Consider the following 22,799-nt stretch of genomic DNA (forward strand, 5'->3'; position numbering starts at 1 on the left):
TTATATGGTAGAGGTTAGACTGGAAAGGGTTACTAAGATATTTAGGAATAAAGTTGTTGGAGTAAAAGATATTACATTAACTATTAAGCATGGTGAATTCTTAGCATTACTAGGACCGAGTGGTAGCGGTAAATCCACTACTCTCTACTTGATCGCCGGAATATATAAGCCTACTAACGGGAAAATATTCTTCGATGATAGAGATGTAACAAATTTACCTCCCAAAGATAGAAATGTGGGACTAGTTTTTCAGAACTGGGCACTGTATCCACATATGAAGGTATATGATAACATATCTTTTCCCCTAAGATTAAAGAAAATGCCTGAAAACGAGATAAGGCGGAAGGTTTTAGAAGTAGCTAAAATGTTGAAAATAGAGAAGTTATTGGACCGTTACCCATGGCAGCTTAGCGGTGGACAACAACAGAGAGTAGCTATTGCTAGAGCACTAGTTAAGGAACCAGATGTACTATTGCTTGATGAACCGTTGAGCAATCTCGACGCTATACTTAGAATTAGTGTTAGAGCAGAACTTAAAAGACTTCAAAAAAGCCTAGGTATAACAACTATTTATGTAACCCATGATCAAGCTGAAGCCCTTGCCATGGCTGATCGAATAGCCCTGATCAATGAGGGAAAAATAGTCCAAGTAGGAACGCCTGAAGAAATATATAATAAGCCGGCCTCATTATTCGTAGGAGGATTCCTTGGAAATCCACCCATGAACTTCCTCGATGCAGAGGTGGAGTATTTAAATAATGAAGTATACTTGGTAGTCCATGGAAACAAAATACATGCTCCACCACAATATAAAGAAATACTTCGAAAACTAGGATTGAAAAAAGTAATTATAGGTTTCAGACCAGAGGACACAAATATTTCTCCTAAAACAATAGATACAATATGTTTATCCGCACGTATATATGCTGTAGAACCAATGGGTAGAGAGAACATAGTTGTTGCTGAGATAGCGGATCAGCTAGTCAAAATTATAACAGGTAGAACATTAATCCTTTATCCCGACCAAATTATTTCCATCTGCCCAGCACCAGAAAGAATAGTCTTATTCGATCCTAAAACAGGTTATGCTTTGGAAAAACTATTTATTACTAGGGAAAAGTAACTAGAATAAGTAATTATTTCTTATAAGGCTAAACTACATAGACTATCATAAGAGTTATGTTAATGGTGTATTAATTGAAGTTATGGATAATAATACCAACATATAATGAAAAAGAAAACATTAGTGAATTACTTGATAGATTAACTAGTGTTCTCGAGGAATTAAAAATTAATTATAATATTCTAGTAGTGGATGATAATAGTCCTGATGGAACAGCCGATATGGTTAAGAAACATCGATTATACGATGACAAAATAAAGCTTATTGTGAGAGAGGGGAAAAAAGGGCTTGGATCAGCTATTCTTGATGGAATAAGATATGTGTTTAAAAACGATCCAGGCGCTACACATATAGTTACCATGGACGCTGATCTCTCTCATAAACCCGAAGACCTAGCTGTTCTGATAAAATATGCTGATAAAGCAGATGTAGTGCAGGGTAGCAGATATGTTAGGGGCGGAAAAACCATTGGATGGGGAATACATAGGCATTTAATCAGTAAAACAGCTAATTTCCTAATAAGAACACTTTACGGCACAGGTATACATGATAGCACTTCTAATTACAGGATCTATAGTAGGAGAGCTGCAGAGCTCTTACTAAAATACGCTAGTGGTAAAAGCTATGAATGGGCAATTGAATCACTATTAATACCTGTTGCTGCCAAGCTTAAAATAGTTGAAGCACCAATAACTTTCATTAATAGATCAAAAGGTAAAAGTAAGCTAGGTATAAGAGACATAATAAAATGGTGGATTTACATATTAACTTTTAAAAGAAAGTTTAAAAGCATAGCAGTTGAGGAAGGAGAAAAATATTCATCTTAGCCTGACAAATTTATTCTTTGAAACCTTAAATAACCAAGTAATACTGGAACAAGAACCCATAGAATAACGGATAAAGACATATAGAGCGGATCAGGTCTTATAATTGTTGATGTGCCAAAGTCGTTCTGTATAATAATCATGATTAAATTCATTACGCCCATTGGGTTATAGTAGTAGCTGTTAATAAGCATTCTAGAATACTCCTGTATATCTCGTAAAAGTATACCTGTAGATACTCCATAGATTGCTATAATAATTTGCCAAAATAACGCAAACAACAAGTATAACCCAATGCTTAAACCAAGGTAAAAACCTGACCGTAAAGAGGTCGCTAATGCATAATAGAGTGAATACATGGTCATCATTGAAAGAGTTAAACCCAGGAAAAGCAAAACCACAATGTTAGCTATGACGGGTACACCTAGTAGGATATATGAAGATGCCACTAGTGCTAAAACTATTATTATAGCAGATACTAAGGCTGTCAGAATACCTGCAACATACCTGTTAATAAATATATCAAATCTCGTCACAGGCCTAGCCAATAAGAACTCTAATGCGCCAATACTTCTCGGCTTAGCCATTAAAACATACGCTACATATAACATGGATATCGGTATAAATGTAGCAACTAAATTAACAGGTGTTGACAAGGCAGCTACATATAAGCTAGTTATAACATTTGATTTTGTAAATCGAGCAGATACAACGTTAATTTGATCCTTAAAATTGTAGCATAGAATGAGAGTAGTATTTCTATTATTTCTAATATTTAAACTAACTATTTCTACGGGATCATTGAATTCTCCCAGAAGAGTGGATTCTTTGCAAATCTTAGATAAATCATTCTTTCCTGCTTCGCCCGTGATAAGTGATAATAGTGGTTGTAAACTATAGGATACATTATATTTTATCCCATTTGAAAACAAGAATGGAACAGCAATTATTGCTTTAGCTTTTCCAGTTGATTCATCATAATTTATAATAGCAATTGTTGATCCATAGGCAGATAGGGATTGGGGAGGTTCGTGAACGAAGACAGATTTGTGAACATAGACTATTGATGCTGGAAATAAATTTTGTCCTTTGGTATTGATCGTGTTTGAAATCATAGCTTTAATATCGAATTCCTCGCTATTTGTTTTAATATGTATTCTTGAATTATTGAGGAGAGTCTGGTATTTTTCTCCAAACGATCTAATATTTAATTGGTTAAACGTTAAATTCATTCCAGTATCAATCTCGAAGTATCCATTGCTCAAGGATTTATTACTAGCTATTTTCTCTTCTCCAATATAGAATTCTATAGAAACACCAGGTATTCCCTTACCGTCTTTATCTACTATGTACCCGGAAACAGTTCCAACACCATTTCTGCTCCATAGTGTCGCTACAACAGTTACCTTATTATTTGGATTTATTCCACCTTGCTGTATGTTTCCAAAAATCAAGTACGTTATTCCTATACCCATTAACAAGAATATTATGATCATTATAATAGTTGTTCTTCTCATAAATGATCGTTTTAAATCATATATTAGAGGATTCATTTTTGTTCACCTATAAGCTTAAAGAATACATCCTCTAAGCTTTTCTCAACAAGCTTGATCTCATTGACCTTATAACCATTATTAACTAATAACTCTATAATGCTTGATTGTTCACCATTAAAATCTTCTATCGTAATAATATTTCCTTCAATACTTACTCTTCCATATTCTCTTAGTTTATCGACTATGTTATGAGAGGGTGTCTGTCCTAGTGATAACACTAGTTTCTTACTGGCCATTCTTTTAATTTCTTGCATACTAAGACTATTTATTATGCGTCCTTTATGTATAAACACAACTCTATCAGCTATTGCTTCTACTTCTGACAATATATGAGAAGAGAACAATACAGATTTTCCTTCTTTTTTAAACTTCTTCGCCAATTCTCTGAAGAACTTTATACCTTCGGGATCTAGCCCATTTAGTACTTCGTCAAAAACAAAGTTCGGAGGATCATTTATCATTGAAACAGCTAATGCAAAACGTTTTTTCATTCCCTGAGAATATTCTTGAAGCTTCTTATACTCAGCACCGCTAAGCCCGACTTCTTCAAAAAGTTTTTTACCTAAGCTATATGCTTCCCTACTACTTAATCCATAATATCCTGCTAGATATACAAAATAATCTAATGCCTTCACGTCAGGCTCAAATATGGGGAGCTCGGGAACCCAGCCTATGAGTTTGGATGCTTGACGCTTATTATATGTAATGGAATAACCATCTATTAATACATCACCCTTATCAGGGGGGAGGACGCCGACAATTATACGTATAGTAGTTGTTTTACCAGCACCATTTAATCCTACATAACCCACAAGTTCTCCATTATTAACGTTAAAACTTATATTATTCAATGCTTGAAACTTGCCGAACCACTTACTAACCCCTTTAATTTCCAACAATCCAAAGCACCAAATAATCACTTGAGACTCCTTTTAATCTATTATTACGATAATAAATATAGTTTAGCTCGTCGATCTATTAATAGAGGATTAATAGGTATAAATTTGAGGAACCAATAAGTATTAGATTATCACGTATAATTGGGAATTATATTATGAATACTGATGAAATTAATTGTTTCTATTTATTAAAACGATCAAATCAACTATAAGAATTAAGCAATATGTTCTTGTATAAGAAATGATTTATTATATAATGTTATTGAGTGTTTTCTCTATAGAAGATACGATCTCAGGGGTATATGTTGTTGTAGGGATTTCTTTGAGAAGATATCCTTTAATGACTAGTTTTCTAGCGAGATTATAATCTATACCTCTAGTTTGTAAGTAGAATATTTGCTCAGGCAATACATGTATATTTCTAGCAGCATGCTTAGCTATTCTTACATCACCTGTATCTATTTCTAATCTTGGCTGGAGATAAGCTCTTGCTTCATCGCTTAACAATAACGCTTCACTATAGTATTCAATGCCTGATCCCCATGCATTATCCAGTATTTTCCCTAATCCTCTCTGTGCAACTACCCCGTTATCGCTGATGAGAGAAGTGAATAAGTATTTTGAATAGGTATCTCTATTCCTAGATATTATGTCTGCTATATTGTCTATTCTACTCTGCTTAGTTGAAAACACTATTCCTCTAATATTAGATTCAGAATCTTCTCCGTCAAGCAGATCTGTTATAATGAGCCTAGTCATTTTACCTACTGTAGCTAAATATATGAGGTTGAGTAATGTATATTTTTCCTGTTTTATCCCTATATCGATGTTTGATGGAGAATTAATTGAATCATTTAGATTAATTAATAAATCTAGTTTACTAGAATCATGCAAGTGTATTTCTATAAATGTACTTCTAAGTGATCCCGTATTATTATAGTCTAAATTTAGCTCTAGGCTTACTTTATCATATACATCGATAATTAGGTGTTGGGGAATAATTGCTTCATATAATGGTGCTGTAAATAATAATTTGTAATTGCCGTTTCTAAGTATTACTCTGTATGCATGGTTCTTAATGAGATAATAATGTATCTTTGATAATTTATCCTTTCTCGGACTTATTATTCCGAGAGGTCTGGTTTCATATATTTCTATCTTATTACTCTTAACACTTGTCCCATCATATACTACATCGTATTCTTCGCGAAATATCCCTGATGAGCCACCAACTGGGATTTGATTTCTAACAAGTTTTTCGATGTAATAATCATAGAGCTTCCACAGAGTATATTGTTTTATTGTTGGTGAGTCTCCATAGTACTGATATGGTTCTTTCAATAAACTTTGAGGAATCATTTTAACCAACCCCTCCTATTTTTTCAAATTCTAATTGTATAACACGACTAAGCATTGCTACATACTCCATTGGTAGACCTTTAAGAATATCCTTAATGAATCCAAGCACAATCATACTCTTAGCTTGTCCCTCGCTTAAGCCTCTGGATTGTAAATAGAATATTTGATCCTCGTTTATTCTACCGGTTGTTGCTTCGTGTCCTGTTTCGGAATCTTTTTCTTCAATATGAATTATTGGGTAAGTATATGCTTTGCTTTTCTCATCCAGTATTAGGCTATCACATTGTACATAGCTTGTCGAGTTCTTTGCGCCTCTATATATGTGGACTAGTCCTCTATAGATATTAACTCCTCCACTACTACTGATGCTTTTAGATATTATTTTGCTCCTAGTATTTGGTGCAACATGAACTACTTTTGAACCAGTATCTTTGATATAGGGGCCGTTAGCGATTCCAATAACAACACTTGAAGTCCTTGCTCCCTTACCTTGAAGAATAGTTGAAGGATATGTAACTGTGTATTTGCTTCCAATGCTTCCTTCTAACCACTCTACATATGAGTCTTCTTCAGCAATGGCTCTTTTATTGTTAAAGTTTATTATGTTTCTACTCCAGTTTTGGACAGTTACAAATGATATCTTAGCTTTCCTATGTGCGTATAGTTCTACTGCTCCATCATGGAAACTAAACTTTTTGAATCGGGGAGCACTACATCCTTCTATAAATGTGAGTTCAGAGCCTTCATCTGCAACTATTATTGAATGTTCAAATTGTCCCTCTAATTCTTTACCAACGAAGAAGAATGCTTCGATAGGATAGGGTACTTTTGTATTCTTTGGCACATATACGAATACTCCTCCGCTCCACAATGCATAGTGTAGTGCTGCGAACTTATGTTCTATTGGGCTAACTATTTTTCCAAAATATTTCTTTACGAGATCAGGGTATCGTCTGATTGCTTGTTCCATGGGGATCATGATTACGCCGATTTTTTCTAAATACTCCTTCATAGCAGAATATATTGTTTCACTATCGAGAACAGCGGTCAATCCAGCTAAGTATTTAGCATATGCTTCTGGCAGTCCAAGCCTGAAATATATTTCTCTGATTTCCGCTGGTAAGTCGTCCCAACTACTAACTGGTTGTTCCACTGGTTTCACATAATACGTTGTTATTTCATCTAGATCTATTGTTTCAATTCCATAGAGCCATTTAGGTACAGGTAGTTTTTCAAAATACTCTAAAGCTCTAAGTCTGAGTCTACGCATCCAATCTGGTTCTTTTTTCTGCTTAGAAATCTCTTCGACAAGGTCTCGACTGATTTTTCCTCTAATCTCTATTTCTCTCCTATATTCTATTGGCTCCATATACTCGGGATGCTCAAGTATTTTAGAAATCTCTATTGGCTTCGTCAATTTTAATCACCAAGCCATTTATATCCTTCTCTATCAATTTTCTCGACGAGCTCCTTTCCTCCTTTAGCAACTATTCTTCCCTTATAGAGGATAACGACTTTGTGTGGATCAATGTATTGAAGTACACGTGGATAATGTGTAATCAATATAATGCTTGCACCGGTGGATAACATTTCTCTAATAACATCAGCAACTATTCTAACACCATCAACATCCAGCCCACTATCAGGTTCATCCATTATAACATATTTAGGTCTCAAAATCTTAACTTGAAGAAGTTCGCTTCTTTTCTTTTCCCCACCGCTAAATCCGACATTTAAATCTCTTTCTAGAAGCTCCTCTTTTAAACCAATCATTCTAGCTTCTACGACAAGCTTCTTTCTAAGATCAAGAATTGGTTCTGTTAGGTCTGTTTTTCCCTTTTTCTTATTTAATACGGCGGTTAGAAGAGATAATAAGTTGATTCCAGGGATTTCTATAGGGTTTTGGAAAACTAGGAATAATCCTTTATTAGCTCTTTCATCAGGTGTTTTATTAGTGATATCTTCTCCTTCTAAGAATATTTTTCCCTTCACAACCTTATAGTTTGGATGACCCATTATGGTATAGGCTAGGCTAGTTTTACCGCTACCATTAGGTCCCATTATAACTGTTAATTTGCCCTTTTCAACTCTTAAATTAATGTCTCGCAGTACTGGTTTACTGTCTACGTTAACAGATAGATCGATTATTTCAAGCGTCAACTTGTCATCACCTTTTACTAAATCAAATTTTATAATAATCTATGTGGCTTATAAAGTTGTGGGATAGATTATTTTTGATTTCAAGTTTTAATATGAACCATTCCCACATGTGGCGGGATTAAGTTTTAAGCACTTAATCTCGTTAATAAATAATATTATATTTATGAATTATCTAGTATTTTACCATATATAGGGGTGGTACTCGTTGAAGAAAAGAGATTTCTTAGAATGGCTCAGAAGTGTTGAAGCTAAATGGCAAAGTAAATGGATGGAGAAAAAAATATTTGAACCCAGAATTGAACCTGATAAACCTAAATACTTTATCACAGTACCCTACCCGTATACTAATGCTCCCCTACACATAGGACATGGTAGAACATATACTATTGGAGACATTATTGCTCGTTATAAAAGACTGCGAGGCTATAACGTCTTATTCCCTATGGCATTTCATATAACGGGGACACCAATAATTGCTATATCCGAGAGAATATCACGGGGAGAAGAAGAAATAATTAATCGCTATAAAAGCTATATAGCTAAGTATGTTAAGGATCCTGTGGAGATCGAGAAAATTATTGAATCCTTCAAAGATCCTTTAAATCTTGCAGTATTCTTTGCTGAAAGAGTACATATGGATTTTGATGCTTTAGGATACAGTATTGATTGGCGTAGAAGATTTCACACTGGAGAACCAATATATAATGCTTTTGTTACTTGGCAATTCCTCAAGCTCCGGGAGAAAGGCCTCATAAAACGTGGAGACCACGTGGTAACTTATTGTTTACTGCATAAACAGCCTGAAGGAGAAGATGATATACAGGATGCCGATGTTAATCCTGTAGAGATTCTAGAGTTTACAGCGATAAAATTCAAGTTACTCGGCGAAGAAAATACGTATTTAGTAGCAGCCACTCTTAGGCCCGAAACATTATTTGGTGCCACTAATTTATGGGTAAAACCTGATGCTGACTATGTAGTTGTTGAATGGCGCGGAGAAAATATAATTGTTTCAAAAGAAGCTCTTGTTAAGCTTCAACACCAACATCCACTAGATGAATTCAAAGTAGTTGGGGAGATGAAGGGAAGAGAACTTGTTGGGAAAAAAGTAGTTAGTCCATTAGGTAATGAATTAATAGTTCTACCAGCAGATTTCGTTGATCCAGATAATGCTACGGGTATAGTTTATAGTGAGCCAAGCGATGCTCCATATGACTATGTTGCTTTAATGGAGCTTAAGAAGAATTCTGAAAAACTAGCTATGTACGGGGTTGATCCAGAGGTTGTTAAGAAGATAGAGCCTATCAAAATTATTGATGTACCGGGTATAAAGGGTCATCATGCAGGGATTGTTGTTGAAGAAATGGGTATATCTAGCCAGTTTGATCCAAGACTTGTTGAGGCAACAAAAATAGTATATAGGGAACAATACTATAAAGGAGTAATGATCGTAGATGATCCAGAATTTAAAGGACTAAGTGTTAGCGAAGCAAAGGAAAAAATAAAGAAGAAACTGCTTAGGGAAAACAAGGGATTCGTTTTCTACGAGTTAAACCGTAAAGCCTATTGTAGAGCGGGAGGAAAGATTATTGCTGCAAAAATAATTGGACAATGGTTTATAGACTATAGTGTTCCTTGGTGGAAAGAAGAAGCGAAAAAATATGTATCTGAAAAAATGCGGATTATTCCGGTGAAATACAAGAAGGCGATGCTTGATGCTATTGATTGGCTTGAGAGAAGACCATGTGCTAGAAAAAGAGGGCTTGGAACAAGGCTTCCATTTGATCCAGAATGGGTTATTGAAAGCTTAAGCGATTCAACCATATATATGGCATTCTATACTATAGCACATCTAATCAGAAAGCATAATATCAAACCTGAACAACTTAAACCTCAAGTATTCGACTATGTCTTCCTAGGAAAAGGCGATCCAGAGGAGATATCTGAAGATACAGGAATACCTTTGAAAGCATTAGAAGAGATGAGACAAGAATTTAATTATTGGTATCCAGTGGATCAGAGACATACAGGCATAGCCCACATAAGTAATCATTTATCATTCTTCATATATCACCACATAGCAATATTTCCTAGAAAACACTGGCCTAAAATGATCACCTTAAACGAAATGGTTATACGAGAAGGAACCAAAATGAGCAAGAGTAAGGGAAACGTTATACTATTAAGAGATATTGCTGAGAAATACTCGGCGGATCTGTTCAGACTATATATTGCTGGAGCAGCAAATCTAGATACTGTGCTTGATTGGCGTGAAAAGGAAGTAGAGCGTGTAATTGATTCTTTGAAAAAGTTTACTGCAATAGCTGAAAAAGCTATTAGAACAAAATGCGGAACATATAGTCATGATAAATACATCGATAAATGGTTCTTATCCAAGTTCAATCGATTACTTGCCGAAGCAACAAATGCTCTTGATAACATGGAGATAAGAGACTACGTACAGAAAATGTTCTATGATGTAATGGTATCAATAGATCATTATCGTGAGAGAACAAGTAATGAAGAAACAATATGTATGATTAAAAGAATACTTAGCAAATGGCTAAAATCTCTTAACCCCGTAATACCTCATCTAACCGAGGAAATATGGAGCTGGATGGGTAAAGAAGAGTTCTTATCCTTAGAGAAATGGCCGGAAATAGATTATAAAGCGATCAATGAAGAAGTAGAATACCTAGAGGAAGCGATTGAAGCATTAATTGAAGATATCAAGAACGTATTGAACATATTATCTCCTAAACCAAAACATGCCTACATAGTAGTAGCGTCTCCTTGGAAAAGAGAAGTCATAGAAATGATTGAGAAAGGCATGGATAGAAGAGAAATAATAAGAACTATACGAGACAAATATGGATTAAAGGGTAGAGAGAAAGAAATAGTTTATGTAATACAAGAATGTTCCAGAACACCTTGTAAAAGAGCTTTAAAGATAGATCCGATACATGAATATGAAGCATATAATGAAGCAAGACAATATATAGCTAAAAAGACAGGATTACACATAGAGGTTTACTGGGAAGAAGAAGCTAAGGCGAAAAACATTCCTAAAGCAGAAAAAACACTACCGCTTAAACCAAGCTTTTACCTATACTAACCCTACTTAGTAAACTCTTGTATAGCCTTCTCGACTAATTGCATATATGCTAAGTTAGGGCCACCACCCATTAATACAGCTACCCAAGCAGCTTCTCTTATCTCTTCAGGAGTAGCACCTGCTTCAATGGCTTCTTTAACATGTAGCGCAATACACCATTGACACCTAGCCGCTACACTTGAAGCCACAGCGATCAATTCTTTTGTCTTAGTGTCAAGAGCCCCGGGTTCACGAACTGTTTGTAGAAAGTCGAGGAATGCCTTGATCTGCTTGGGATTTGTTTTGAGCCATTTCTTAACTGATGTATAGAATTCATTAACGAGCTCTTCCATCATAGACTTTACACCTATTAAAAATATGTTAAGCCCCCTTTACAAGGTTAGCTCTTAAGAGCGCTCTAGTTCTTTCAAAATCTTATGTATATTTTTCAACAGTTCGGCAATATTACCAGTGGTAGGGTCTATGAGTATTTTAGACATATTATTTGAAGGATTAATTGTTAACATCATTCTCGTATCCATGTATCTTATCCTGTAGCCTGTTATGATTGGTAAACAATAAACGTTGTTTAAGCTACATATTTTCTTGCTTACATCAATTATTGACGATGATGTTTCCATAATATAGTATCTAGGATAAATCTTTTCCATAACTATCTTCGACAACGGCTTATCATAATAGGTTAGGGCTTCTAATAGTTTTAGAAATGCCATTGTGGCATCATAAGTAAGGCTGAATGATGGATTTATGTAATCTCCTGCATAACCCATTGATAGTGGTGGTCTTTCATCGACAGTCTTCTTGATCAATTCTTCTTCACTGGACATCCTATACACTTTGATATCTACATTACTTAAGATATCATCTATAAAACCAAATACTTCATTAGATACTAGAATACTGGATTGGGAGGGGAGACGCTTTAATAATACGAGGAGGGTTTCTTCAGGCAATAATATGTTTCCTTCATTATCTACTACAATCATTGCTGAAGCATCCGTATTGAAAATTACTCCTAAATCTGCATTAATAGATTTCACGATCCCATATACTTTATATAGATCATTTATTAATGGATACGTCCTTGAACCGATCTGAGGAGGTTTTGCCGCATTTACCAATACAAAATCAATATTTAAACTTGATAGAAGCTCTGGCAATATTTTATCCGCTGGTCCATGACATGTATCAATAACTACTCTAAATCTTCGATCAGCTATTCTATCGGACTTTACCTGAGCAGTAAGTGCTGAAATATATAGTTTGTGTATGTATTCGGCGTATGTAACCCATCCAGTATTTGAAGGCTCTGTTCTATTAATATCTGTCTTTTCAATTATCTCCTTTAATTCAGCTCCAATTATTTCAACTCCAGGATTAGTCATTATTCTGAATAATACGTTATTGCTTAGCCATGGATGAGAAAATATTATGAATCCACCACGAGCACCAAATCTTTTTATTGAAAAACCTATCTCGCCACTTACAGATTCATGGAAATCCATAACATCTACTCCTACACTCATCAAGCCAGATATAAATGCTCTCTTTAACATTCTAGAAGATGGATTATAGTCTCTGCCACTAACAACTAAGGAGCCTCTGCCATACCATGAACCAATAATTGCTCCAAGCTTTGAAGCATCTTCGGGTAATAAATCTTTATTTGGTTCTCCAACAAGCCTATTATTTATGAACTTATACATGAGGTTTCACACCTGAACTTTTGGCTCAAATATTTCTTTTTCAACTAAGACATTTTTCCGTACAAAATTATATGAACCAATTATGCTTGAGGAAATTTTTGAATCAACTATATGAACGGAATTCATTATGATCGAGTTATAAACCTTGCTATGCTCTATTTTTGTATTCTCCCATACAATAGTATATGAAATATTTGATTCTCCACTGATAATAGAGTTTTCCTCTATAGAGACATATGGTCCTATTATTGATTTCTCATCTATGAATACGTTTCTACCTATATATACTGGCGGAATTATTTTTCCTCTAACGTCTGCTCCCTCATCAATATAGACTTTATCTCTTACCTCCCTTCCTGCCGGTTTGAAGCCGGGTATCTTACCACTTAATAGATCACGTAGTGCTTTAACATAGTTGTTAATTCTACCCAAATCCTCCCAGTAGACATTATTGTCCATAATCCACCCATAGACTTTATAGCCTTGTTCAACGAGATATGGAAATACGTGTTTGCCCCAATCCATTAATGACGGATATTTCGAAATTATTTCGAGAACATACTTATTGATCATATAAAACCCTGTATTTACTAAATTGCTTCGAAAACTCCTATAACTTTTAAGAAAAGCTATACTTAGAACATATAGTTCCATAGACGCAGGTTTTTCAACGAAATGCCTGATTCTTTGGTGTTCATCAATAAATACAACTCCATATTGGAGTGGATTATCTACTTCTTTAAGAGCAATAGTTGCTATGCCGTCATTTTCTACATGGTATTTATAGAAAGAATAAAAATCAGCATTACATATTACATCGCCCATAGATATCAGAATATCATTAGATAAGATATCGTCTCTAACCAGCCTAACAGCATCAGCTGTATCCTTACTATCAACAATTCTCACAATAACATCTCTTCTACCACTAAAGTAATCCCTTATAACCTCTCCTAAATACTTACCTACAACGATAAACCTGCTGAAACCATGATGCTTCAACCAATAAATAATATGTTCTATCAAAGGCTTACCTGCCAAAGGAATCATTGGTTTAGGCTTTACAAGCGTTAAAGGTCTTAATCTAGAACCGATTCCTCCAGCCAAAATAACAGCTTCAAGCATCGAACGTTACTCCTCAACTTATAACTCTCACTAATATATAATATAGTTAGATTTGCTTATTTTTAATCTATATTAGTAATTTATAGTGTTTAGTAGACATGTTTACAATAGAACAATAAAAATGTTGATTAAACAAGAATCTTGAACAGATTAGGCTTTTAAAAACCTTTTAATATCATAACTAACAAATTAGTTCTTGCCGTAATGCATAAATGTATTATTGGGTGAATAATGTGTCTAACAAGCCGGTTGCAGCGTTTATTCTTGGATTAATTGCTGGGATCTTCGGTATATTATCGGGTATAGGAACGCTAATTGCGTCGGTATTCAGTGTTAAAGTCCCCGTCCCAATAGCGGGATTCCTTGGTACATTGCTTATAATTCTAGGATTGTGGTGGCTGATCGCTGGGATCATAATAATTGTTGGTTCAATATGGATAAATAGTGGCGTACCAAGCAGTGTTCGTAAGGGAGGAATTGTTGTATTAATATTTAGTATTCTCAGCCTACCTAATTGGTTAACATTTATTCTAGGATTGATTGGCGGCATATTAGCACTGGTATGGAAACCACCGATACAACAAACACAGCCACCTCCACCACCATCTGGAGGAGAACAAGTCATATAGTTTTTGATTTAATACATTTGTTTTTTACTTTGTTCTGCTTTATTTTTTCAAATTCAATATGATTTATGATGCTTATACACGTATTATCATCTCTTTAACCATGTCAGTTTAGAGTATTCAAGTCTAGAGAATCCATATATTTATATGAATAATCTATGAAACCAATATCAGGTCCTCCCCGTCCATAAAAACCAATATAATCAAAAATACTCAGAAATAATAAGAGCGGGGAAATACTCTGCTGTGTTCTTGTATGTTAAATACCACGAATGATAAGATGTATTGTTCTTCTATGATTATGTACTGGTCTTGTTTCGACAAAGTATACTTCATAGTTATCTGGCATGTATAGTTTTCCGTTTTCATAATATATTGTCTGAGTAGTTGACATGATCGTTGATCTTAGATGAGCATACGCGTTTCCATGTTTCCACCCCGTGATTGGAATAATGTTTTTGATTATTTGATCAAAATAATTTAGATCATCTATGCTCATAACTATAACCCCAGGAGTTGCTCCTTTAGCATGTATTGTTACAACTCCTCTCTTTGTATTTGTATCTTCTATCTCTTCTTCTATAATTCTTCTTAGAGGAAAATACTTCATTGGACCAAAAGTTCTAATTATCAGGTTAACTAGTTTCACCTTCAAAAACAACCACCACTTCTTTATTTCCGCTATTACGGCTAGTGTCGAGAAATATTATTCTCTTGAACACACCAATATCTAGTTCATGGTCTATAATGGGTAACACCACACTTTTACCCAGCAGTCCATCAACAATTACTCTTTTCCCTATGAGTTTCTCTAAGAAAAACTCTAGATCACTTAATAAGTTAGGTTCATACTCGGTTAAAATAATATAGGAGTATTGGCTAGGAGTATAAACTGTAACCATCCCATTCCTTATATTATGTTTAATGATATATGAAATAACATAATCTGTTAAATCCGTTACCAACCAGCCTGTTGATTCGACTTTGATTTTCTCTATAATAATTCTCATAATTTATTCCGCCACTCCTCATTATGTATTTATGTTAAAAGTATTTATGAGATAGCTTTCTTTAAAACATAGTTATTATCATACAGTAATGTTATATGACGAGTTATTTCCATTAAAGATCGGTTTATTAATACTTATACTATATAAGTGTTTAGTTGTTTTGGAAAGATAATGTTATCAATAATAGTTATTTTTTATGCAACTATTTACAGAATAAGACATGGGTCATCATAGTGAAATAATTTATAGGTGAACTATATGTATTGTGAATATATATCTGAAAAGCCTTCTTATGCTTTTATACTTGGATATATATCTGGGATCATCACAATAATGATGGGAACAATAATATTAATTGTAACAATATTATCCGGGCCCTACTCAGTGAAAATTACTGGTCCAATAGGAGAAATACGGTCAGAAAGTATTAGCTTATGGTATTTGTTAGACGGTAGTCTAATATTAATGTCTGCACTAAGAATAAATAGTGGAGTTCCTAGCAAGGTGCGTGAAGGAGGGATTTTAATTACAATATTCAGCGTTTTCAGCATGTTCTGGTTTACAATTCTTTTAGGAGTGATTAGTGGAATGCTGGCTCTAATATGGAAGCCTCTAAGAACACAATCACTTCCATCATCCTTCGAAGAAAAACAGACGATATAAACTTCAAAGATTAATTGTTTAATATTTAATAAAAAGTTCTTTTGAATAGAACTTTTTTCAACATGTTAAGCATCCCTATAAGGATCATATTTATCCTAGACAGTATTGCTAGGATATCAGCTATAATATGGAGTGGTTACCCATGCTTTATTGTTTGCAGGGGCTTCCCCCTCTTGGGTCGGGGTTTCACTCTCTTCATCGAGGGGGTTATCGGGGCTCCACACAGACCACTTTGAGCCCTTCATCCGCATTTCCCAAACCACACATGTTAATAGAGGTTTAAGGAGTGAACCAGACAATTAACCCTCAAAACAATCATAGTATCCACAATCTCCAAAATAACTCTAATATATAAACAAACGATGAGTTTTTCTCTTTCTAGATATGGAGAAGTTTAAAGCTTTATAGGATCATTTAGAGCTTTCATCTGTTGTTTACAAAATTTTCTTTTAGAATATAGTGATCCATAACAGAAAATCTTTATTGAGGCTTGTATTGTTTGGCATTCCTATTTAAATACTGTTATTAGTGAATTTATTATTGAGTAATGTTAAAGGTGTTCTTATTTGAGGATTGGGATTAGGGATGCAAAGGTTTGGATAGGAGATGGTTTTACAGAAGCATTCATACTTGTAGAAGATGGCAAGATTACTAGTATTTCTAAGAAACAGATAAGAGATGTTGATGAGCTTCTTGATGCTTATGGTCAGCCAATTATTCCTGGCGGTATAGATATTCATGCTCATGTGTATGATCCTGAATATACTATGAATGAAGACTGGGAGTCTGGGAGTCTGGCGGCTGCTTATGGAGGCATAACAAGTATTTATGACATGCCTCTACGTGTCTATGTAGATAATAAGGATATTGTTAAAAAGAAAATAGATGAGGCAAAGAAACATTCATATATAAATTATGGAATACATGCTGGCTTCATGAATGCAAGCAATAAAGATAAGATCCCCGAGTTAGCAGATATGGGGATCAAGGGGTATAAAGTATTTACTGCTAGACCTTTTAAAGCTGAAGAAACCGCTCTCGGAGATATATTTGAGCTTGTCAGAGATGTAAACGGAATTGTTATTGCTCATGCAGAGGATGATGGTTTAATAGAGTATGGATATAAGAGATATAAAGAGCGCGACGACATTGTAGCTTATCATATGCATAGATCCGGCTATTCTGAAGCTGCAGCTATTATGAGGCTAGGATACTATGCATTAGAGACAGAGGCTCCTCTACATATAGCGCATGTTAGTAGTTCGGAGGGAATAGAAGCAATTAAGTTTCTGAGAAGAAAAGGCACTAGAATCACAGCTGAGACATGTCCTCACTTCCTATATTTTACACGTGAAGATTCTAAAAAATATGGAGCTTACCTAAAACTAGCACCAACTCTAAAAACTGAGCATGACAGAGAAGCACTATGGAAAGCATTGGCTGAAGGACAAATTGAGACATATGTAAGCGATAATGCTCCAGCTCCTCGTGAGCTTAAGGAGACAAATGTGTGGAGTGCGTGGGGAGGAATACCTAATCTTGAGATTATGGGTCCCTTCCTATTTACCTTCGGCGTATTAAAGAGAATTATAACCTTTGACAGATTCATAGATGTATTTTCCCGTAATCCAGCAAAAATCATGGATATTTATCCTGAGAAAGGAGAGCTCGCAATCGGAAGTGATGCTGATCTAGTAGTTTTAGAGACCCGCCGTGCAAAAGTTATTTCCGCAAGTGATCACCACCATAAAGTTGATTGGACGCCGTGGGAAGGCATGGAATTGTTTGGTGCACCAATACATGTAATTGTTAATGGGGAAATCATTATAAAGGAGGGTCAATTAGTAGGAAAGCCTGGTAAAGGAAAATATTTATCTAAGAAAACTAGGAAGAGAGGCTGGTTTATCTAAAAATAATTTTTACATTACATTTTTGCTATGCTTAATGGTGATAATAATATGTTTGATCTTCTCTTCGCTTATTATATTCAGTTATTAGCAATAATGAATCCGTTCTCTGCTTTACCAACCTTTTTATCCCTTACAGATCATTTGGATGAAATTGAGCGAAAGGATATAGTAAGAAAAGCATTTATTACATCTATAATCTTAGTAATACTATTTTCATTAATCGGCAACTATATTCTCCTAGCTTTTGGAATATCAATTGCAAGTCTAAGAATAGGTGGTGGAATATTATTATTAGTAATAGCGTTAGACATGCTTGGCGGTATGCCTAGAACTAAGCAAATAGAATATTCCGATATAGCTGTAGTGCCATTGGCAACACCTATGGTTATTGGCCCAGGAACTATTACAACAATACTTTTATTAACATCTAGAGAGCCTGGTTTTCTCAATATATTCTTGGTATTAATAGCATCGATATTAGCTGCAACAACAACTTTTATAATGTTAAGATATTCAACCAAACTCGTCAGTATTTTGAGGGTATCAGTTATAAGAGCTATTGGGCGGTTCATGTCGTTAATTATTGCAAGTGTAGCTGTTGAAATGATTGCACTAGGAATAATTAGTTTTTATCATACTTATTTCTGTTAGCATTCGGGATAATCTCTATAATGGATTCTATTCCATACTTTTCTAGTAGTATTCTCCTTATATTTTGTATTTTCTTCCATATATCTTCATAATTTTTACTATCTAAGGATTGAACTTTAAAGCCCCCATGGTATTTTCCAGTATGAATTACTCGGATCTTCATCTCTTGTATAATGAAATTATTCTTTTCAAATAGTTCTCTAATTGATGTTAGGATTTCGTATGGAGGTGATTTATCGGATATGATTGATAAGATTTCTCGCGTTGAAACTATGATTTCATAGAATATATACAGTGTTAATATGATGGCACCAGTATAGTCGATAAGGTAAGAATACAACGCACCTCCTAGGCTAGCTAATATTACTATTATGCTCTCAATTAGTTCGCTAACTGTGAAAGCACCATATGTTCTGAATATACTACCGATTCTTATCGCCAAGAGTATAGTGATCAAGTATATAATAAACCCAGCAATTGCATAATAAACTGATTGGATTTGCACAGTATATACAGTGCTATAAACTAACTCTGTGTAAGAAACTCCAGCAACAAAGCTATAAGCGGCTATAGATGCAATAATTCCACCAATACCTAGCCTGTGATGACCATATGGATGATCAATATCAGGGGGAGAAATGCTTAACTTGTAGAAATAAACAATAAATATTAAAGCGACAATGTTTGCAAAGCTTGTCAACGCATCTACTAAGAGTGATCTAGAGTTATAGAATATAGCACCATAAATTTTGACTAATGCACCTATAAGTGCTAGAATTATAATAGCCAGTAGATCATTTAGAGTATTCGCTGACTCATCTTTCATTAATTAGCCCTCTATTGCACATCTATTATCACTAGTTTTTAGCCCATATAGTCCAATATGCTTCTTTGTTTCTTTTTTAATTCTTTATACATTTCTTCTTGCAATTTAATTTGTTCCAATATATGTCTAGGCGGTTCAACTCTTTTCTTAACTAATAAATCCTTTATGAAATTATCTCTAACAGGTTCGTATACATATTTATAGAATTTCCTAGGATCTTCTAGGATGGATCTCGGAAATTTTGATACATATTCTAATGTCTTCTTCCAAGCAATTTCTGGATCGATTATTAACCTTATTTTCTTATTAACTTGTTTATCAAAGTCTATGGGTAGTTGTTCTTGCTCGCCAATCATATAGTATCCTCTCGGACCTATAGCTACACATTCACCTAGAACTCTAATGAATCCCTGTGGGCATTCGGATATTTCTTCTCCTTTAATAGTCTTTTTCCTTAGTTCCTCCATGACACGCATTATTCTCATAGGCCACTTCGATGAACCATAATATTTCGCCCATGCATAAAATATGGCTCGGTTTAAACCGAAGCTCTTAGATTTATCTAGATCACCTTTTAACAAGTAGTGGCGTACTGCTTGTAGAAGTGCCATTACTTGGAATCTACCAATTCCCAGTGCTTTCAACTTTTTATCGATTTCATCGCTCACGTAATTTCTCCTCCATAACTAGTATGGATTTATTACAATTTTATTTATTTATGGATAATGTCGCGTAAATATGTGGTTTTAATAGAAATTCTTCTATATATTATATTTTATCATTAGTCATGTAAAAGTCCATGTCAAGGGGTTTGTGAAACTTAATCTATAAAAGACGTCTATTTTATTGAATATACTAGGTGTGTTAATATATGTCTAAAAGAACAAGAGATCTTATTGGATTTATCGATCTTTTCAAGCATGGTTTTTCTATAGATAGTTTTTCGTTGCGAGGAAGAGTTTGGAAAGGAAGATTCCCCGAGGAAACCAACATAGAAGTATTTATTGAGAAAGATAATTGTAGAAATTCTTTATTTCACATGAAAGTATTTAGGGGGCGTCTTCCTCTATATAGACCTTGGATCGAGATCCATACTATCTTATCGTCTGCTTGCGGAGTAACGTTTGATGGTTTAGTTGAGGATACAGTATTAGATCTATTATCAATTTATACCGGACCAGGTGGTAGAGTATTTATTGAGTATGAATGGGATCCGGTAACAATGCGAGAATTAGAAGTAGATATTCCCCCTGCTTTTACTAGGCTCGGATATAAGCTTCTAGTTAGAGGATTCACATGGTTTAAGGATTGGTATTATGCTGAAGGTTTTATGGAGGGAGGCCGAAAGCTTCAAGCCGAAAAACCTGTTTCACCTCAACGAGCAAAACAACACTTGCAAACCTTGGCATCGGATGCTAAAAACTTGTTGGAGAAAGGATTACCTTCTGGAATGGAAAAACTAGAATACAGAATTAAGGGTATTCTTATTCTTTTGGATTCTTTTAAATAAACAAATGTTAACCCATGGATTCTCATAATGTTTATATGGTTTTGCATAATTGGGCTGCTGATTTATAATAATATATGTTAACTATTCTTCTATATAAACAATAATATTGACAAAACATACAGATACATATATGTACGAGTTGTAGAGGTATTGTTTTTATATTTCTAGCTACTAATAATAATATAGTATCTAATCCTAGGTTAAGGGTGTAATCATGGATGTCAAAACATTAACCGGAATATTCGTTGTCCTCCTAATAGTGGTCGGAATATTAGCATACTATGCAGGAACAATGTATGCACCAGCAAAAAACGTTACAACAACTGTTGGAGCAGGCGGAACCGTTACAACAACCGTAACTAAGACCGAAACCCAAACAGCTGGCGGAGGAACATGGACTCCGCCCTCAACAATCAAGGCTGCATGGATATATGTAGGTCCAATCGGTGATTTTGGATGGAGCTATATGCACGACGTAGGTAGACGAGTTGTAGCCACAGTATATAAGGACTGGCTACAGACAACATATGTTGAGAGCGTCTCAGAGGATAAACTAGGAGAAGTAATTGATAACCTTGTAAGCCAAGGATACAACGTGATCTTCACGACTAGCTTCGAGTTCATGGATAAGACCATTGAGAAGGCTGCACAGTATCCAAACATACTATTCTTCCACTGCTCAGGATATAAGAGAAGAGCTAATGTAGGAACATACTTCGCAGACCTATACCAAGTATATTATTTAAATGGGTTAATGGCTGGAGCCCTAACAAAGACCGGTAACATCGGATACGTAGCAGCATTTACTACTCCAGAGGTTGTAAGACATATTAACGCTTTTGCAATAGGTGCTAAGGAAGTAGGGGAGCAATTAGGTAAGAACATAAAGGTTCATGTCATCGAGATTGGTGCTTGGTTTGCTCCAGATAAAGCAAGAAGTGCAGCCGAAACTTTATGGAAAGACTATAATGTAGACGTATTGGCTTATACAGAAGATTCAACTGCTATACTCGAATTAGCTGAGGAGAAAACTCAGGGATATCTACAAGGAAAATACGATCACCCATTATATGTGTTCAGCCACTACAGTCCCGGATATAGATATGGTCCAGACGCAGTTGTCAGCGGACAGATCGTTAGGTGGGAAGTCATTTATCTGGATATATTAGCGAAGATCAAGGCTGGAATTTATACGCCATATAATCTAGGAAACGTTGACTATTGGTACTTATTAAACAGTGGTGCCGTAGAACTTGGTGCGGAAGTCTACGAGAATGGTTCAGTAATGCATATCAATCCTAAGTTTGTTGATACCCTGAAGAGTATACAGGTAACAGATAAGGTTACAGGAAAGAAGATGAGCGTATATGATCTCGTAATGGAGAGATACGAGATGTTTAAGAATGCACCATTACTAACACCTCTACAATTAACAGCATTAACACACATATATGAGAACATCACGAAGATCAGAATACCACCAGTTAACCCACAGCAGCCAGACCCATATAGTCAAAAGGACATCTATATAGGTACAGTCTTCGACCCATTCACTGGTCCACTAAGTGGATATGTCAAGGATAATCCAAACCAGAAAGTCAATATACCCGCTGGGCAGAGACTGGGACATGACGACCTATGGAGTATGGATTGGTTTGTTGACTGGGTAATCTACCACGGTGGAGTATCTTAATAACCTCTTCCCAACAATATTTTTCATTAATAACGAGGTATAG

21 protein-coding genes are annotated in these 22,799 nt (G+C 35.0%); 9 read left to right on the forward strand and 12 right to left on the reverse strand.

The genetic code is table 11. From position 1 onward, the window contains the following. Positions 1–4: 4 nt before the first annotated feature. Complete coding sequence (locus tag SMAR_RS00555; RefSeq protein ID WP_011838415.1) at positions 5–1,123, forward strand: ABC transporter ATP-binding protein; 1,119 nt, start codon at positions 5–7, stop codon at positions 1,121–1,123. A gap of 74 nt (positions 1,124–1,197) precedes the next feature. Then, the gene (locus SMAR_RS00560) at positions 1,198–1,950 is read left to right on the forward strand and encodes a polyprenol monophosphomannose synthase (RefSeq protein ID WP_011838416.1); all 753 of its coding nucleotides are present in this window, start codon (positions 1,198–1,200) and stop codon (positions 1,948–1,950) included. On the opposite strand, the gene SMAR_RS00565 is transcribed toward SMAR_RS00560, so the two are convergent. The 5 genes from SMAR_RS00565 to sufC all read right to left on the reverse strand — a co-directional run bounded on the left by SMAR_RS00565 (position 1,947) and on the right by sufC (position 7,921). Next, positions 1,947–3,500: an ABC transporter permease subunit gene (locus tag SMAR_RS00565; RefSeq protein WP_011838417.1), complete on the reverse strand. Its 1,554-nt coding sequence runs from the start codon at positions 3,498–3,500 to the stop codon at positions 1,947–1,949. The two genes, SMAR_RS00560 and SMAR_RS00565, sit on opposite strands and share 4 nt — an antisense overlap. Beyond that, positions 3,497–4,402: an ABC transporter ATP-binding protein gene (locus SMAR_RS00570; protein WP_011838418.1), complete on the reverse strand. Its 906-nt coding sequence runs from the start codon at positions 4,400–4,402 to the stop codon at positions 3,497–3,499. Before SMAR_RS00570 ends, SMAR_RS00565 begins: the two co-directional genes overlap by 4 nt. 249 nt (positions 4,403–4,651) lie before the next feature. Beyond that, positions 4,652–5,761, reverse strand: coding sequence for a SufB/SufD family protein (locus tag SMAR_RS00575; protein WP_011838419.1), 1,110 nt, complete (start codon positions 5,759–5,761; stop codon positions 4,652–4,654). Between the two features lies 1 nt (position 5,762). Next, positions 5,763–7,178, reverse strand: coding sequence for a Fe-S cluster assembly protein SufB (gene sufB / locus SMAR_RS00580; protein WP_011838420.1), 1,416 nt, complete (start codon positions 7,176–7,178; stop codon positions 5,763–5,765). A 2-nt stretch (positions 7,179–7,180) separates the two neighbouring features. After that, positions 7,181–7,921 carry a Fe-S cluster assembly ATPase SufC gene (sufC, locus tag SMAR_RS00585; RefSeq protein WP_011838421.1) on the reverse strand — a complete coding sequence of 247 codons (741 nt, stop codon included), beginning with the start codon at positions 7,919–7,921 and terminating at the stop codon, positions 7,181–7,183. A gap of 205 nt (positions 7,922–8,126) precedes the next feature. On the opposite strand from sufC, the gene leuS reads away from it, so the two are divergent. Further along, entirely contained in the window at positions 8,127–11,036 is a 2,910-nt protein-coding gene (leuS, locus tag SMAR_RS00590) for a leucine--tRNA ligase (protein ID WP_011838422.1), read from the forward strand. 2 nt (positions 11,037–11,038) lie between these two features. Here the strand turns inward: leuS and SMAR_RS00595 are convergent, their stop codons facing one another. The 3 genes from SMAR_RS00595 to SMAR_RS00605 are packed head-to-tail and all read right to left on the reverse strand — an operon-like array spanning position 11,039 to position 13,867. Further along, the gene (locus SMAR_RS00595; protein ID WP_011838423.1) at positions 11,039–11,371 is read right to left on the reverse strand and encodes a carboxymuconolactone decarboxylase family protein; all 333 of its coding nucleotides are present in this window, start codon (positions 11,369–11,371) and stop codon (positions 11,039–11,041) included. Positions 11,372–11,422: 51 nt separating this feature from the next. Continuing rightward, the gene (locus tag SMAR_RS00600; RefSeq protein ID WP_011838424.1) at positions 11,423–12,742 is read right to left on the reverse strand and encodes a phosphohexomutase domain-containing protein; all 1,320 of its coding nucleotides are present in this window, start codon (positions 12,740–12,742) and stop codon (positions 11,423–11,425) included. 6 nt (positions 12,743–12,748) lie between these two features. Continuing rightward, positions 12,749–13,867, reverse strand: coding sequence for a sugar phosphate nucleotidyltransferase (locus SMAR_RS00605; protein ID WP_011838425.1), 1,119 nt, complete (start codon positions 13,865–13,867; stop codon positions 12,749–12,751). Between the two features lie 233 nt (positions 13,868–14,100). Here SMAR_RS00605 and SMAR_RS00610 point away from each other — a divergent pair, with 233 nt between their 5' ends. Beyond that, on the forward strand, positions 14,101–14,496 hold the full coding sequence (locus SMAR_RS00610) for a DUF4064 domain-containing protein (RefSeq protein WP_011838426.1): 396 nt from the start codon (positions 14,101–14,103) through the stop codon (positions 14,494–14,496). Positions 14,497–14,752: 256 nt separating this feature from the next. Here SMAR_RS00610 and SMAR_RS00615 read toward each other — a convergent pair whose 3' ends face one another. Both SMAR_RS00615 and SMAR_RS00620 read right to left on the reverse strand, forming a co-directional pair. After that, positions 14,753–15,142: a YjbQ family protein gene (locus SMAR_RS00615; RefSeq protein ID WP_244372544.1), complete on the reverse strand. Its 390-nt coding sequence runs from the start codon at positions 15,140–15,142 to the stop codon at positions 14,753–14,755. Beyond that, positions 15,129–15,503, reverse strand: a complete 375-nt coding sequence (locus tag SMAR_RS00620; protein ID WP_011838428.1) for a YjbQ family protein — start codon at positions 15,501–15,503, stop codon at positions 15,129–15,131. Before SMAR_RS00620 ends, SMAR_RS00615 begins: the two co-directional genes overlap by 14 nt. A 258-nt stretch (positions 15,504–15,761) precedes the next feature. Here SMAR_RS00620 and SMAR_RS00625 point away from each other — a divergent pair, with 258 nt between their 5' ends. From SMAR_RS00625 to SMAR_RS00640, 3 genes are all read left to right on the forward strand, one after another. Continuing rightward, the gene (locus SMAR_RS00625) at positions 15,762–16,166 is read left to right on the forward strand and encodes a hypothetical protein (protein WP_052833769.1); all 405 of its coding nucleotides are present in this window, start codon (positions 15,762–15,764) and stop codon (positions 16,164–16,166) included. A 566-nt stretch (positions 16,167–16,732) separates the two neighbouring features. Next, on the forward strand, positions 16,733–18,076 hold the full coding sequence (locus SMAR_RS00635) for a dihydroorotase (protein WP_011838430.1): 1,344 nt from the start codon (positions 16,733–16,735) through the stop codon (positions 18,074–18,076). A gap of 48 nt (positions 18,077–18,124) precedes the next feature. Further along, complete coding sequence (locus tag SMAR_RS00640) at positions 18,125–18,727, forward strand: MarC family protein (protein ID WP_011838431.1); 603 nt, start codon at positions 18,125–18,127, stop codon at positions 18,725–18,727. Here the strand turns inward: SMAR_RS00640 and SMAR_RS00645 are convergent. Continuing rightward, positions 18,699–19,553, reverse strand: coding sequence for a cation diffusion facilitator family transporter (locus SMAR_RS00645; RefSeq protein ID WP_011838432.1), 855 nt, complete (start codon positions 19,551–19,553; stop codon positions 18,699–18,701). The two genes, SMAR_RS00640 and SMAR_RS00645, sit on opposite strands and share 29 nt — an antisense overlap. Positions 19,554–19,591: 38 nt before the next feature. Next, positions 19,592–20,221, reverse strand: coding sequence for a hypothetical protein (locus SMAR_RS00650; RefSeq protein ID WP_011838433.1), 630 nt, complete (start codon positions 20,219–20,221; stop codon positions 19,592–19,594). A 203-nt stretch (positions 20,222–20,424) separates the two neighbouring features. Here SMAR_RS00650 and SMAR_RS00655 point away from each other — a divergent pair, with 203 nt between their 5' ends. Together SMAR_RS00655 and SMAR_RS00660 are read left to right on the forward strand one after the other, a co-directional pair. Further along, entirely contained in the window at positions 20,425–21,063 is a 639-nt protein-coding gene (locus SMAR_RS00655; protein WP_011838434.1) for a DUF1122 family protein, read from the forward strand. 214 nt (positions 21,064–21,277) lie between these two features. Further along, positions 21,278–22,756 (forward strand): BMP family ABC transporter substrate-binding protein, encoded by a 1,479-nt coding sequence (locus SMAR_RS00660; RefSeq protein WP_011838435.1) that lies wholly within the window; start codon positions 21,278–21,280, stop codon positions 22,754–22,756. The last annotated feature ends 43 nt before the right edge of the window (positions 22,757–22,799 follow it).

This window comes from Staphylothermus marinus F1 (genome assembly GCF_000015945.1).
Lineage (GTDB): Archaea > Thermoproteota > Thermoprotei_A > Sulfolobales > Desulfurococcaceae > Staphylothermus > Staphylothermus marinus.

Coding starts and splice junctions, on each gene's coding strand:
- SMAR_RS00565 (WP_011838417.1), bottom strand. CDS start 3,500: ATGAATCCTCTAATATATGATTTAAAACGATCATTTATGAGAAGAACA.
- SMAR_RS00645 (WP_011838432.1), bottom strand. CDS start 19,553: ATGAAAGATGAGTCAGCGAATACTCTAAATGATCTACTGGCTATTATA.
- SMAR_RS00555 (WP_011838415.1), top strand. CDS start 5: ATGGTAGAGGTTAGACTGGAAAGGGTTACTAAGATATTTAGGAATAAA.
- SMAR_RS00640 (WP_011838431.1), top strand. CDS start 18,125: ATGTTTGATCTTCTCTTCGCTTATTATATTCAGTTATTAGCAATAATG.
- SMAR_RS00600 (WP_011838424.1), bottom strand. CDS start 12,742: ATGTATAAGTTCATAAATAATAGGCTTGTTGGAGAACCAAATAAAGAT.
- SMAR_RS00625 (WP_052833769.1), top strand. CDS start 15,762: ATGTATTGTGAATATATATCTGAAAAGCCTTCTTATGCTTTTATACTT.
- SMAR_RS00620 (WP_011838428.1), bottom strand. CDS start 15,503: ATGAGAATTATTATAGAGAAAATCAAAGTCGAATCAACAGGCTGGTTG.
- SMAR_RS00605 (WP_011838425.1), bottom strand. CDS start 13,867: ATGCTTGAAGCTGTTATTTTGGCTGGAGGAATCGGTTCTAGATTAAGA.
- SMAR_RS00660 (WP_011838435.1), top strand. CDS start 21,278: ATGGATGTCAAAACATTAACCGGAATATTCGTTGTCCTCCTAATAGTG.
- SMAR_RS00575 (WP_011838419.1), bottom strand. CDS start 5,761: ATGATTCCTCAAAGTTTATTGAAAGAACCATATCAGTACTATGGAGAC.
- SMAR_RS00595 (WP_011838423.1), bottom strand. CDS start 11,371: ATGATGGAAGAGCTCGTTAATGAATTCTATACATCAGTTAAGAAATGG.
- SMAR_RS00655 (WP_011838434.1), top strand. CDS start 20,425: ATGTCTAAAAGAACAAGAGATCTTATTGGATTTATCGATCTTTTCAAG.